Here is a 12,660-nt window from a genome sequence, read left to right as displayed (position 1 = left end):
TGAACATAGTGGTGGGTGCGGCGGGACAGAATCGCCGGAAGCGCCCCGAAACTGTCGCCTACCCGGAGAGTTTTGGCGCTGTCCTGTCAGTGTGAGTGCGTGACAGACGACGACCTCCTCGAAGCAGTCGCACGACTCCCCACCGTCTCCCAGCCCACGCCGTCCCCCGACGGCGACGCGGTGGCGTTCGTCTGGGACGACACCGGACGCAACGAGCTCCACCTCGCGGCCCTCGACACGGGCGAGACGACACAGCTCAGCGACGGCGAGCTACCGCGCAGCACCGTCCTCCCGCTGCTCTGGAGCGAGGACGGCGAGCGCGTCTACTACCACCGCGACGACGCCGGCGACGAGCAGTTCGACCTCTGTGCCGCCGACCGCGACGGCACCCACGAGACGGTCGTCGACCTCGACGGCCAGAACCGCCTGCTCGCGACCGACGGCGACGACCTCCTGTTCGCGTCGACGGCCAGCGGCCAACTGAACGTCCACCGCTACGACGCCGACGCGGGCGAGCAGCGACAGCTTACCGACCGCGACCGCCCGGTCTACAGCGCCACACCGTCCCCGTCCGACGAGCGCATCGCTGTCACCGGCGTCCACCCGGAAGACCTCGACGGTCACGAAGTCGTCCTCGTCGACGCCGAGGGCAACCGGGAACGGACCCTCGACCTCGGCGACGCGTCCTCGGAGTTCTCGGCGGCCGACTGGCACCCGGACGGCGACCGGCTGCTCGTCGGCGACGACTCGACCGGCGTCCACCGCGTCGGCGTCTACGACCTCGCGGACGACAGCGTCGACTGGCTCTCGGACGGCACCGACCCCGAACAGGCCGCCGCGGTCTCCCCTGACGGCCGACACGCGCTGGCGACCCGGATGCGGGACGCGAGCGCCGTCCCCGTCGTCTACGACCTGGAGACCGGCGACGGCCGCGAACTCGACCTGCCGGACGGCGTCACGTGGCCCTGCGGCATGGGCGCGGTGGCCGACCCGTTCGTCGACGACGGCACCGTCGTCTTCACCCACCAGACCGCGGCCGAACGCCCGAGCGCGATTACCTACGACCTCGCGAGCGACGACGCGACGACGGTCCAGCCCGCCGACTACGGCGACCTCGACCCCGACACCTTCGTCGACGCGACCTACCACACCTACGAGGCCCCGGACGGCACCGAAATCGGCGGCCTGCTGTACGAGCCGGAACGCGAGGACGGCGAGGCGGTGCCGGGCGTCGTTCAGGTCCACGGCGGCCCGCACTGGCAGTCGATGCGGCGGTTCAACACCACCGTCCAGTTCCTCGCGACCCAGGGGTACGCGGTCTTCCGGCCGAACTACCGGGGGTCGACGGGCCGCGGCCGCGAGTTCAAGCACGCCGTCCGCGGCGACTGGGGCGGAGCCGAGCAGGACGACATCGCCGAGGCGGGCCGCTGGCTCGCCGACCGCGACGGCGTCGACGCCGACCGAATCGCAGTCACCGGCGCGTCCTACGGCGGCTACTCGGCGTACTGCCAGCTCGTCCAGCAGCCGGACCTCTGGGACGCCGTCGTCGCGCGCGTCGGCATCACCGACCTCCACGCGCTCTACGAGGAGGACATGCCGCACTTCAAGACGTCGCTGCGCCAGCAGATGGGCGACCCCGAGGAGAACCGCGACCTCTGGCGGGACCGGTCGCCGGTCGAACACGTCGAACGCGCGGAGTCCCCGCTCTGCGTCGTCCACGGCGTGAACGACCCGCGCTGCCCGATCTCGCAGGCCCGCATCTTCAGGGATGCTCTCGAGTCCGAGCGCGGCTGGACGGCCGGCGAGGAGTTCGAGTACCACGAGCTCGGCGCGGAAGGCCACGGCTCCGCCGACCAGGAGCAGAAGGTCCGGACGTTCGAACTGCTCGGGTCGTTCCTCGACGACCGGCTCTGAGCGCGAGCCCCGTTCGCCACCCGGAGAGTCGCACAACCCTTACCCGACGCCTCGGAGAACACCCGCTATGCGAGACTTCCCGGCACTCCCCGACGTCGCGGACGTCCCCGAGTCGCTGTTCGACGGCGGCCACCTCTGGGTGCAGGAGTGGGTGCCCGGCGGACTGCTGCGGTTCCGGCTCCAGCCCTCCGGGCTGCTGTCGTTCGGCGACGACCGGCGCGCGTTCGGCGACGGGATTCCGCTGGGGTACCGGCACGCCGTCTCTCACGTCCGGGAGTCCTTCGACCGGCAGCGCCTCCGGGACGCGCTGGACGACGTCTCCGAAGCGGTATTCTTCGGCGTCGCCACCCGCCACGAGGGCCTCGACTACGACTGGGACCGGACGCCGTCGTTCCTCGGTGTGGACGTCTGGACGCCCGACGGCGGCTTCCGGCCGCCGGACGCCGCCGAGGCGCTGTTCGAAGAACTCGGGCTCGCGCCCGTGACCGCCGTCGCGAAGGAACTCCGCGCCGACAGCTTCGACCCGGCGAGCTACGCGCTCCCCGAGTCGGCGTGGCGGGACGGCGAGGCAGCGGGCGTGCTGGTCCGGAACAAGACCGGCGACCGCGGGCGGCTCGTCCGTGGCTGGGAGCGGCCGGAGGCCTATCGTGGCGACGAATCCGACCTCGCCGCCGAACTGGCGACCGACGCCAGAATCGAGGCGGCTGCTGCCCGCCTGGAACGCGAGAACGGGGCGGCCACCGTCGACGCCGTGACGGACCGCGTGGTCGCCGTCGCCGCCCGGGAGGCGTACGCTCGCGCGTTCGACGACAGCCTCGACGAGGCGGCGTTCCGGTCGGCGGTCGCCGAACGCGTGAGTCGCGCGCTCGGGGCGTGACGGTGGCGGTCCGGAGCCCTGAAACCCTCGGGCGCGCTACGGGACCGCCATGACACAGCGGTTCCGCTGGGAGCGCCCGCTCCCCGGCGACGCGACGGCCACGGTCACGCGCGTGGTCGGCGACCACGAACTGCCCGAGGAGGGCGGCGAGCGGCGGTTCCGGGTCGACTGCTCGGAGCGCGCAGCGAACGCGACCGTCGAGCCGGGCACTGCGACCGTCGACGGCGCGGACCGTGTGACGGTCGTCCTCCCCGGAGACGCCGGGCTCGCGCGGCTCCGAGTCGACGTTCCCGCCGGGACGGGGCGGCTCTCGCTGCCGGGCCCGGCGTTCGAGGACCGGCTGACCGCCGCCCTCGACGGCGACGCGGGTGCCGCTCGGGCACTCGTCCGAGACGCCGGCGGGGTCGTCGCGCTCGCGCTCTCGGCCGGCGAGTTCTGCGCCGCGGACGACCTCGTGGCCCTGCTGGACACCGCGGCGGCGGCCTCGGGCAGCACCGCCGACGACCTGCACGCGCGGCGCTACGACCTCTCGCGGGCCGTGCTGGCGACCGACGCCGGTCCCGCGGTCACGGACCGGGAGTCCGTGACGGCGCTCGTCGACGGACTGGACGGCATCGACGCAATCGGTGACGTGGCGCTGGACGCCGCCGTCGCCGACGCGATGCACCTCGCTGCGACGACCCCTCGGGGCGCTCGCGCGTTCCTCGACGACCTCGGCGTCGACCCGCGGGCGCTGGCCGACCGGGGCGACGGCTCGTTCCTCGCGGCGCTGCTCGCGCACGCGACGGTTACGCGGGGCGTCGCCGCGGCGAAGCGCCTGGCGAGCGGCTGGCCCGCGGAGAAGACCTTCGACGCGGCGGAGGCGGACGCCGAGGCGGCGGAGTACTGGGAGCGCGGGGAGGCGTGGCGCGCGGTGGTGCCGACGGCCGCCGACCGCGGCGACGAGACGTTCGCGTACGTGCTGGCGAACGCGCTGTACTGGAGCGGCGAGGTCGACCGCGGGGACAGCCGGCTGGCAGAACTGTGCTTCGACGGTGCGGAGATAGCGGGCCGCGAGGTCGGTCTGGAGTGGGTCGCCGGGCACGCTCGCTTCGAGCGGGCGCGGACGCGCGGGCACCGCCACCGCACCAGCCGGAACCACGCGCTCGCCATCGCCGCGTTCGACGAGGCGCGCGCGGTCGCCGACGAGTACGGCTCTCTCGACGCCTGGGAGCCCGTGTACACGCGGACGGTGGTGGCGTCGAACATGCACTCGGCGCGCGGCGACCACGACGCGGCCGTCGCTGCGCTGGACGAGGGCGAAACAGCCCTCTCGGCGCTCGACGTTCCCGAGGGCCGCTGGGAGGAGATGCTGGCACATCTCGACGCGCAGCGCCACGAGCGCCGCGCCATCCAGACCGGGAACCCGGCCGAACGGCGCTCGCACCTCGAATCCGCGCTGGAGAACTACGAGCGCGTGGGGTTCGAGCGCTCCGTCGAGCGCGTCCGGGAGAAGCTGGCTGACGACCCCGACGACAACCCGAGCGAGGACGACGAGGCGCTCTCGGGGAGCGAGCGCGCGGCGGTTGCGACCCGACAGGCGCTCGCGGGCGAGCAGCGCGGGCCGAGTCTCGCTGACATCCCGGCGCTCCACGACTTCCTGACAGAGACGGACCCGAACGCGGTCGGCAGCCCGGACCCCGGCGTGCTGCCGGGCGAACGAGCGGGCGACGAGTTCGGTGACCCCGACGACTCCGGTGGCCCGCGCGACCCGCGTCGCTAGAGGCGTTTCGTCATCTGCTCGATGTCGAGTTCGACGGTCTCGCCGTCGTGGATTGTCGAGTACGTGTCCCGTCCCGCGCGCTCGTAGCCCGCCTGCTCGTAGAAGTCGACGGCGTTCAGTGACGCCGTCAGCGAGAGCGAGTCGAGTCTGAGGTCGCGAGCGCGTGCTTCGAGCGCGTCGAGGAGCGCGCTGCCGACGCTCCGGCCGCCGGCGTCGGGGTGGACGTAGACCGCCCGAATCTCGCCCTCGGTCGGGACGAGGTGGCCGTAGCCCACCACGTCGGCGTTAGTCGCGGTCACGTCGTGGAGTTCCGCGACGACCAGATAGTGGCCGTCGCTCTCCACGGGGTAGTCCTCGACCGGTTCGCCCGTGTCCGCCCACGCCGCGACCTGCCGCTCGTCGTAGGCGTCGGGGCCGGACTCGCGGACGGCGGCGACGTGGCACTCGCGGATGCGAGGGCGGTCGTCCGGGGCTGCGGGACGGACGGTGACCATCGGTGTGGAGTCCGGGAACGGCGACAAAGAGTGTAGCGGTCGGACAGGTCGAGGGTCCGGGATGCGGTGTCAGCGGGACCGCTGCTAGCCGTACTCCTGGACGCGTTCGGGCGAGTCGGCGGCCGCGCGGTCGGACTCGACGTTCTCGACGGTCTCGATGCCGAAGCCGTCACTGAGCGCGGTGGTGCCCGCGCGCTCGGCGTCGGGCGCGTCCTCGACAGTCATCTCGACGGCGACCGTGGCGTCGACCCGGAGGTCGTTCAACCGGGGCTGTAGGTTCGTGACGTCGACCTCGTCGACGCGAGCGACGGCGTCGACGCCGCGGACGACGTTGGTGACGCCCTGCGCCAGGTCGCCGGTGGCGTTTCGGGGGACTTGCATCGTGAGGTCTGCGGTGACGCGGACCGTCTGGCTGGCAGTTGCCATACGCTCCCGCCGAGAGTCGAACTCGGCCGGGACGGGACCGCCCGTCGGGAGCGACGGACAGCCCGCGAACACCCTCGGCTGGGGAAGACGGGAACGCCGGCGGCAGTAACAGTACTGGCGTCGGCGTCCGCGTCCTCCCCGGGTGGTGTGCCGCATTACGCGGCGAGGGTGGACGCGGACGCCGTCTTCGGTCCGAACCCTGCCGCCACCGCCCCAAGAGAGCACTCGTACCCTCCGCTAATCGCGGAGGCGAGCGTCCCGTGGAGTGTGGTGGCGGTCATGGGTGGGTTCGGGTCGGGTGGGACTCGCTGGCGACGAGTCCCGCTTCGTCAACACAATTCAGAGCGTGGACAATAAACTTTGTCTCGGTGTGTGGCGTGCTGGCAATGCTTTCTCAGCGTGCCGGCAGCCGTCGACCACACGAGACCGGATTGCTGCGGCGGCCGGTCACCAGGGGTCGCGGACGGCGGCCGCGAGCGCCGCGAGTTCGCGGCCGAGCGCGCCGAGCGCGCCGCCGAGTCGGAACTCCGCGGGTGCGAGGTCGAGTCGACGCGAGAGGACGCCGGACCGCGCCCCGGCACCGACGACGAGTACGGTCCGGTCTCGGACCCTGAGTTCCGCTGTCAGGCCGGCCGCATCGAGGGTGGCCGCTGCGGCGCGGATTCGGTCGACGCCGCCGGAGCGGGCCGCGATGCGCGCGGTTTCGAGCGTCGGGAACTCCACGAACACCCGGTCGCCGGTCGATTCGACGTCGACCGGACGGCCCGCGACAGTCACGTCGAGGTCGGTCTCGACCGCGAGCGGCGCGGGGGTGGAGCGGTCGCTACTCCTCTTCACGAGTCGTGATTCGGACGGTGCCGTCGACGTGCCACGGGGCGTGTTCGACGTCCTCGCCGGTGCCGCTCGGAACGTCGACGTGCATGTCCTCGAATTCGTAGACGATCTCCGCGTTTCGACCAGTCAGTCGGTCGTAGAGGCCGATTGCGAGGTCGGGCCAGGTCGTCGTCTCGTCGACTGATTCGGGGCTGGAGTCTGAGTCGCTCATCGGTTACATCGAGGAGCGCAGAGAAGTTAAACCTAGTTACACGTTGGCGTGTTGTTAATTCGTGTTCGGTAGCGGGAGCAACGAGCCGACGTATCGAGTGCCGGAGCGGTAGGCGAGCCCTGAATCGTGGGACGTGCCGACACATTGAATACCGGGCCCGTCGCACGCACCCACGTGTCAACGACATACGAAGAAGCCGTCAGTTCCTTCGAGTGGGACGTGCCCGACGACTTCGCGCTCCCGAACGTGCTCGCCGACCACGCCGCCGAGTTCGGGAACCGACTCGCCGTCCGGTTCCGGCACGAGGACGGCTGGCTGGCCGAACGGACCTTCGGAGAGATTCACGAGGACGCCCAGCGGTTCGCGAACGCGCTCGCAGACCTCGGTGTCGATCAGGGCGACCGCGTGATGCACCTCTTCCCCCGGCACCCGGACGCGTTCGCCATTCAGGCCGGCGTCCTCGCCCGGGGCGCGCTGCTCGTGCCGTGTTCGGCGATGCTCCAGTCGAAAGACGTCTCGTTCCGCGCCGAGGACTGCGAAGCCACGACCGTCGTGGTCCACGAGTCGCTCACGGACATGGTCGAACAGGCCCTCGACGAGACGGCGCTGGAGACTGTCGTCGTCCTCGACGCCAACGGGGACCCCGAGCCCGAGAACTGGCACGCCTACGGCTCGCTCGTCGACGACCAGTCGACGGACCACGACGGCCCCGACCTGGCGGCCGACGACCCGATGTCAATCAACTACACGAGCGGCACCACCGGCCGCCCCAAGCCCGTCCTCCACAAGCACCGGTGGCTGCACTGCTTCGAGCGCGTGAACGGCCCGTACTGGTGGGGCGTCGACCGCGACACCGACGTCGAGGACGAGCTGCTGTGGGCGACGACCGGAACCGGCTGGGCGAAGTGGTTCTGGAGCCCCGTCGGCGTCGCGCTCGTCACGGGCGCTCCGCAGTTCGTGTACGAGGGCGAGTTCGACGCCGGCACCTACCTCGACCTCCTCGAATCCGAGGGCGTCACGCGGCTCTGCGCGGTCCCGACCCAGTACCGGATGTTCACGCAGCGCGACGACCTCGACGACTACGACCTCGCGCTGGCGGAAGCCCTCTCCGCCGGCGAGCCGCTGAACCGCGAGCCAATCGCGGCGTTCGAGGACGCGTTCGGTCTCACGCCCCGCGACGGCTACGGGCAGACGGAGACCGTCGCGCTCGTCACGAACTACCCCGGCATCGACGTGAAGCCCGGAAGCATGGGCAAGCCCGCACCCGGCGTCGGCACCACCATCATCGACACCCGCGACGAGGAAGAGGTCGACGTCGGCGAAACCGGCGAAATCGCAGTCCCCATCGACTCGCCGGCCATCTTCGACGGCTACTACGAGAGCCCCGACCTCGACGACCGGACGTTCCACGGCGACTACTACCGGACTGGCGACCTCGCGCGCCGCGACGAAGACGGCTACTTCTTCTTCGAGGGGCGCGCCGACGACATCATCATCTCCTCGGGCTACCGAATCGGCCCCTTCGAGGTCGAGGACGCGCTCGTCGGCCACGACGCCGTCGCCGAAGCAGCCGCTGTCGCCAGCCCCCACGACGAGCGCGGGAACGTCGTCAAAGCCTACGTCGTACTCGCTGACGGCCACGACGGTAGCGACGACCTCGTCGACGACCTCCAGGACTACATGAAATCGGAGACGGCCCCGTACAAGTACCCGCGCCGCATCGAGTTCGTCGACGAACTCCCAACCACGTCCAGCGGGAAGATTCGCCGCATCGAACTCCGCGAGCGCGAACAGTCGAAGTTCGGAGAGTAACTCCCCCGAAACGCACTTGTCGACGCGCCGAGACGTTCGAGCCGATGCAACGGTGGTCCCGGCGGCGAGCCCTCCACGCAGTCGCGGCGACCGCGTCGGTCGCGCTTGCAGGCTGCACCGACAGCACAGAACAGTCAGACCCAACGACGGCTAACGGCGACAGCGCGCCGGTCACCGGCAACGACGTCGAAATGACCCGCGACCCACGGGGCAGGAGACTGTTCTGGGAGACAGACGAACAGACCGCCGTGCGGCTACTGACCGACCCGCCCGACGAGAGTGCTTTGACGTTCGCCGAATCGGTCTCGGCGGCGACCGAACTCCGGGCGTTCGCGGCCGACAGCGACTTCGAGACGGAGTCGGTGGTGCTGTTCGCCACGCGACTGTCCGCCTGTCGGCACCTCCAGTTCGTCGGCGTCAGTCGGGGCTCAGACCACGTCGATGTCTCGCTGTGCGAAGCACTCCGGCCTGCGGACGCCGTCTGCGAGCACGACGCCGACCACACGGCCGGCGTCGCCGTCCGACTCCCGTTCGCCGCCGATACGGACGAGACGAGCGTCCAAATCAGCGGCGACTGCCGCGAGACTGCGGAGCCGGTGACGCTGTCCGGGAGTGAGCAGTCGTGACTCGACACACGCGACGCACCGCGCTCGCGACCGGCGCGTCGACACTTGCCGTGCTCGCCGGCTGCGGGTCGATTTCGGAGACGAGCGGCGAACGCGGCGACGACCTGCCGGAGTACGACACGGCGACGCTCGCGGCGGCGGTCGACGAACGCGAGTACGAACAGCCCGAGACCTACCCCGGACCCGTCCCGCAATCGTTGGTCGATACCCACCGGTCGCGGACGCGTGAATTGCTCGACACCGTGCCACGCGATCCGGCGGTGCCGAACGGCGCGGTGAGCGAGCGACTCCACCGCCTGCGCGAGCAGACAGCCGACCGACTCCCCGAAGACGGCGCTCGCCGACGGGGCCTCGAACACGTCGACGAGTGGCGGCACGCCCGCAGTGACGCCGCCGAGGTCGCGTTCGCGTATCTGGCGGCCGTCGGTGATTTCGACCGGGGCGACCTGACCGAACGACGCCTCGACGTGCGCGACGACTACCGTGAGGCGGGTGCCCGCTGGTCGTACCACGGCAAGGACACCGTCGACGCGCTGGCCGTCGCCAAACGCTGGGAGACGGCGCTCACCAACGCCGGCTGGGCACTCACCCCAGACGCGTCGTTCCCCCGGGAGGCGCGGGCTGCACCATTCGACGCAGGCGAAATCGCGGCCAGGGTCGAGGCAGCCAGCGGACGTCTGGATACCGCGAGCGGGCTGCATGCTGCCCACTACGAGGACGGAATGACGGACTACTGGACGACTGTCTCGACTGCCGGCGAGCAACTTCTCGACGCTGCCGAGAGTACCATGGCGCAGTCGGCTCAGTTCCTCGTCCGGGACGATGACGCCACCGACATCTTCGAGCGCGACATCGTGAACACACCAATCTACGACCTGTTCCGGTGGGGTGACACGATGGCAACCACGAACCGTCAGACGGCCGAGAAGGCTGCCCGCCGGGGCGACTACGCGGTCGCGGCTGTGCTGGCCGGTCGTTCGATTGTCGCGACCCTCGCACTCTCGCGCGCCGTCGACGCCGTCGAGAACGGAGACCACGGCGTGCCACCGGACGTGGACGCGGTACTGGCCCGACGTAACGCTGCCATCGACGCCGTCCGGGACGCCCGGTCGCTCGAACCGCAGCCCCTCGCACCACTGCTCTCTACGGCGGTTCACGGACTACAGTTCCTGGACCGGCGACTCACCGCCGACCCCAACGCGCGAGACATCGTGCAGACTGTCGGACGGTACGCGTTCGCCGAGTACGCCGCCGAGGTCCTCCCAGCGGTCGTCGACCGCGTCGCCAGCGAACTCGGCGTCGACGGCGAGTAGCGGAGCCGGGGCTGGGCGGGTGAGCAGCAGAGAAGTGCTCGGTCAGGGATTTGAACCCTGGTCGTCGGCTCGAAAGGCCAACATGATTGGCCGGACTACACCAACCGAGCGCCCGCACTCGGAACGAACGACCGCTCACGTATAAATCTCTCCAATCGGAACCGTCGGGAGAGCATCTGTCATGCATCCGCTGCTCCGGCGTGATTCGTTGGGTTTCGCCGGACTGCGGACAGTCGGGGGAAGGAGAAGCGTCGCGGAATCGGGGGGTTGCGGACGGCGGTAGACCGGGTGGTGGTCGTGGCGTTACTCGCCCTGGAAGTCGGGGTCGCGGTCCGCGGAGAACGCGCTGACGCCCTCCATGAGGTCCTGCGTGTTCATCAGCTGGCCGAAGGACTGCGCTTCGACTTGGAGGCCGGCGTCGGTGTCGTCGCGGCCGGCGAGCATCGCGCGCTTCGTGTACTTCATGGCGATGGGCGGGCCGGCGGCGAGGTCGCGGGCGAGTTCCCACGCGCGGTCCTCGAACTCGTCGTTGGCGACAACCTCGTTGATGAAGCCGTAGTCGGCCATCGTCTCGGGGTCGAAGCGGTCGGCGGTGAAGATAATCTCCTTCGCGCGGCCCTCACCGACGATGTTCTTCAGGCGCTGCGTGCCGCCCCAGCCCGGGAGGAGGCCGAGGTCGTGCTCGGGCTGCCCGAGTTCGCTGCGTTCGGTCGCGAGACGCATGTCGGCGCACGTCGCCATCTCCATCCCGCCGCCGAGACAGTAGCCGTCGATGGCGGCGAGTACGGGCTCGTCGGCCGCTTCGAGCTTGCCGAACGTCTGCTGGCCCTTCCGGGAGAGCTCGACGGCGTCGACGGGGTCGGCGTTGCCGGCCATCGAGGTGACGTCGGCTCCCGCGGAGAACGCCTTGTCGCCGGCACCCGTCAGCAGAATCGCGCGAACGTCCTCGTCGTCGGCGACCACGTCGATGGCGTCGGAGAGGTCGTCGAGCAGTTCGCCGCTGATGGTGTTCATGCGGTGCGGGCGGTCGAGTTCGATGTGCCCGACGTTGCCGTCGACCGTGACGGTGACAGCGTCGAAGTCGCGGCCGTCACCGGCGTCCTCGTCGCCGCTCCCGTGGAACGTCTCGTCGGACTCGGCCATCTCGGCGAGCGTCTCGGCGGGCTCGTAGCGGGGGTGGTCGCTGGCCTCGTGGGCGTCGACGAGCGTCTCGTGGAGGTGCGCGAGCCCGGCCGCGTCGGCCATCTTCGCGGGGCCGTCGGGGTAGCCCGCGCCGAGCATCACTGCCTCGTCGATTTCCGCGGGGTCCGCGACGTCGCCGCCGACGAGCTTCGCGACCTCGTTGGCCATCACGGCCGTGAGGCGGTCGGCGACGTCCTGACGAATCTCGTCCGTCGGGACGTCTGCGCCGCCGTTCTCGTAGTCGTAGAAGCCGGCTCCGGACTTCTTCCCGAGGTCTTCGGCCTCGACCTTCTCGACGAGCAGCGGGCACGGCTCGTAGGTGTCACCGAGCACGTCCTGCATGTAGTCGAGGACGTCCAGTGAGACGTCGATGCCGACCTGGTCGGCGAGCTCGAAGGCACCCATCGGCAGCCCGAGGTCGTACTTCGTCGTGGAGTCGACTTCGGCGATGGTGGCGACGTCGTCGTGGACGAGCCACGCAGCCTCGTTCAGGAGCGGGACGAGGATGCGGTTGACGATGAAGCCCGGCGAATCCTTGCGGACGCGGACGGGCGTCTTCCCCATCTCCTCCGCGAGGTCCTCGGTGAGGTCGAGCACCTCGTCGTCGGTGTGCCCGCCGGAGATGACCTCGACGAGCTGCATCCGGACCGGCGGGTTGAAGAAGTGCATCCCGCAGAAGCGCTCGGGGCGCTCGGTGAACTCGGAGAGGTCGGTGATGGAGAGGCTGGACGTGTTCGTCGCGAACACGGCGTCCTCGGGCGCGGCCGCTTCGAGGTCCGTGTACACGTCCTCCTTGATCTCCATCTTCTCGGGGACCGCTTCGATGACGAAGTCGACGTCCTCGACGGCCGCTTCGAGGTCTACGTACGCCTCGACGCGGTCGAGTGCGGCGTCGGCTTCCGCCTCGGAGAGCTGGTCGTTCTCGGCGAGCTTGCCGAGCGACCACTCGATCTGGTCGTAGCCGTTCTGCACGAACTCCTCGTTGATGTCCCGGAGGTGGACGTCGAAGCCGGCCATGGCCGCGACCTCCGCGATGCCGTGGCCCATGTTGCCAGCGCCGAGCACTGCAATCGTGTCGATGTCGTCTACGTCCATGGGCGAAGAGTCACCGGCTGCCCCGTTCAAACTTTCCCTCTCGCGGGCTGACAACCGGAAACGCGTTTACACGCGTGGAACTGCGGAGACGGCCGCTGGCCGACAGCCACAGCG

General features: G+C 70.3%; 11 protein-coding genes and 1 tRNA gene. 6 read left to right on the top strand and 6 right to left on the bottom strand.

Going from position 1 to position 12,660, the window contains the following annotated elements; translation table 11 throughout:
• Positions 1-99 precede the first annotated feature (99 nt).
• The 3 genes from BMW35_RS00860 to BMW35_RS00850 all read left to right on the top strand — a co-directional run bounded on the left by BMW35_RS00860 (position 100) and on the right by BMW35_RS00850 (position 4,553).
• A complete protein-coding gene (locus BMW35_RS00860; RefSeq protein ID WP_089667264.1) occupies positions 100-1,914 on the top strand; it encodes a S9 family peptidase in 1,815 nt (604 codons plus the stop codon).
• A 67-nt stretch (positions 1,915-1,981) separates the two neighbouring features.
• The gene (locus BMW35_RS00855) at positions 1,982-2,791 is read left to right on the top strand and encodes a hypothetical protein (protein ID WP_089667263.1); all 810 of its coding nucleotides are present in this window, start codon (positions 1,982-1,984) and stop codon (positions 2,789-2,791) included.
• Between the two features lie 49 nt (positions 2,792-2,840).
• Entirely contained in the window at positions 2,841-4,553 is a 1,713-nt protein-coding gene (locus tag BMW35_RS00850; RefSeq protein WP_089667262.1) for a hypothetical protein, read from the top strand.
• Here BMW35_RS00850 and BMW35_RS00845 read toward each other — a convergent pair.
• The 4 genes from BMW35_RS00845 to BMW35_RS00830 all read right to left on the bottom strand — a co-directional run bounded on the left by BMW35_RS00845 (position 4,550) and on the right by BMW35_RS00830 (position 6,518).
• The gene (locus BMW35_RS00845) at positions 4,550-5,047 is read right to left on the bottom strand and encodes a GNAT family N-acetyltransferase (RefSeq protein ID WP_089667261.1); all 498 of its coding nucleotides are present in this window, start codon (positions 5,045-5,047) and stop codon (positions 4,550-4,552) included. The genes BMW35_RS00850 and BMW35_RS00845 overlap by 4 nt on opposite strands.
• Before the next feature lie 84 nt (positions 5,048-5,131).
• Positions 5,132-5,473, bottom strand: coding sequence for a hypothetical protein (locus BMW35_RS00840; RefSeq protein WP_089670307.1), 342 nt, complete (start codon positions 5,471-5,473; stop codon positions 5,132-5,134).
• A gap of 447 nt (positions 5,474-5,920) precedes the next feature.
• Entirely contained in the window at positions 5,921-6,310 is a 390-nt protein-coding gene (locus BMW35_RS00835) for a hypothetical protein (protein ID WP_089667260.1), read from the bottom strand.
• Positions 6,297-6,518 carry a hypothetical protein gene (locus BMW35_RS00830; protein ID WP_089667259.1) on the bottom strand — a complete coding sequence of 74 codons (222 nt, stop codon included), beginning with the start codon at positions 6,516-6,518 and terminating at the stop codon, positions 6,297-6,299. The genes BMW35_RS00835 and BMW35_RS00830 overlap by 14 nt, the downstream gene beginning before the upstream one ends.
• A 174-nt stretch (positions 6,519-6,692) precedes the next feature.
• Between BMW35_RS00830 and BMW35_RS00825 the strand changes: the two genes are divergently transcribed.
• Genes BMW35_RS00825 through BMW35_RS00815 form a run of 3 tightly spaced genes read left to right on the top strand, consistent with a single transcriptional unit; the run spans position 6,693 to position 10,269 of the window.
• The gene (locus BMW35_RS00825; protein WP_089667258.1) at positions 6,693-8,330 is read left to right on the top strand and encodes an acetate--CoA ligase; all 1,638 of its coding nucleotides are present in this window, start codon (positions 6,693-6,695) and stop codon (positions 8,328-8,330) included.
• A gap of 44 nt (positions 8,331-8,374) precedes the next feature.
• Entirely contained in the window at positions 8,375-8,956 is a 582-nt protein-coding gene (locus BMW35_RS00820) for a hypothetical protein (protein WP_089667257.1), read from the top strand.
• Positions 8,953-10,269 carry a hypothetical protein gene (locus BMW35_RS00815; RefSeq protein ID WP_089667256.1) on the top strand — a complete coding sequence of 439 codons (1,317 nt, stop codon included), beginning with the start codon at positions 8,953-8,955 and terminating at the stop codon, positions 10,267-10,269. Before BMW35_RS00820 ends, BMW35_RS00815 begins: the two co-directional genes overlap by 4 nt.
• A gap of 35 nt (positions 10,270-10,304) precedes the next feature.
• Here the strand turns inward: BMW35_RS00815 and BMW35_RS00810 are convergent.
• Positions 10,305-10,379, bottom strand: a tRNA-Glu gene (locus BMW35_RS00810).
• Between the two features lie 193 nt (positions 10,380-10,572).
• Positions 10,573-12,546, bottom strand: a complete 1,974-nt coding sequence (locus BMW35_RS00805) for a 3-hydroxyacyl-CoA dehydrogenase/enoyl-CoA hydratase family protein (protein WP_089667255.1) — start codon at positions 12,544-12,546, stop codon at positions 10,573-10,575.
• Positions 12,547-12,660: the final 114 nt, after the last annotated feature.

Source organism: Halobacterium jilantaiense (assembly GCF_900110535.1).
In the GTDB taxonomy this organism is placed as follows: Archaea; Halobacteriota; Halobacteria; order Halobacteriales; family Halobacteriaceae; genus Halobacterium; species Halobacterium jilantaiense.
This window is presented reverse-complemented; position numbering and strand designations above follow the sequence as displayed.

Coding starts and splice junctions, on each gene's coding strand:
- BMW35_RS00850 (WP_089667262.1), top strand. CDS start 2,841: ATGACACAGCGGTTCCGCTGGGAGCGCCCGCTCCCCGGCGACGCGACG.
- BMW35_RS00830 (WP_089667259.1), bottom strand. CDS start 6,518: ATGAGCGACTCAGACTCCAGCCCCGAATCAGTCGACGAGACGACGACC.
- BMW35_RS00855 (WP_089667263.1), top strand. CDS start 1,982: ATGCGAGACTTCCCGGCACTCCCCGACGTCGCGGACGTCCCCGAGTCG.
- BMW35_RS00820 (WP_089667257.1), top strand. CDS start 8,375: ATGCAACGGTGGTCCCGGCGGCGAGCCCTCCACGCAGTCGCGGCGACC.
- BMW35_RS00840 (WP_089670307.1), bottom strand. CDS start 5,473: ATGGCAACTGCCAGCCAGACGGTCCGCGTCACCGCAGACCTCACGATG.
- BMW35_RS00805 (WP_089667255.1), bottom strand. CDS start 12,546: ATGGACGTAGACGACATCGACACGATTGCAGTGCTCGGCGCTGGCAAC.
- BMW35_RS00845 (WP_089667261.1), bottom strand. CDS start 5,047: ATGGTCACCGTCCGTCCCGCAGCCCCGGACGACCGCCCTCGCATCCGC.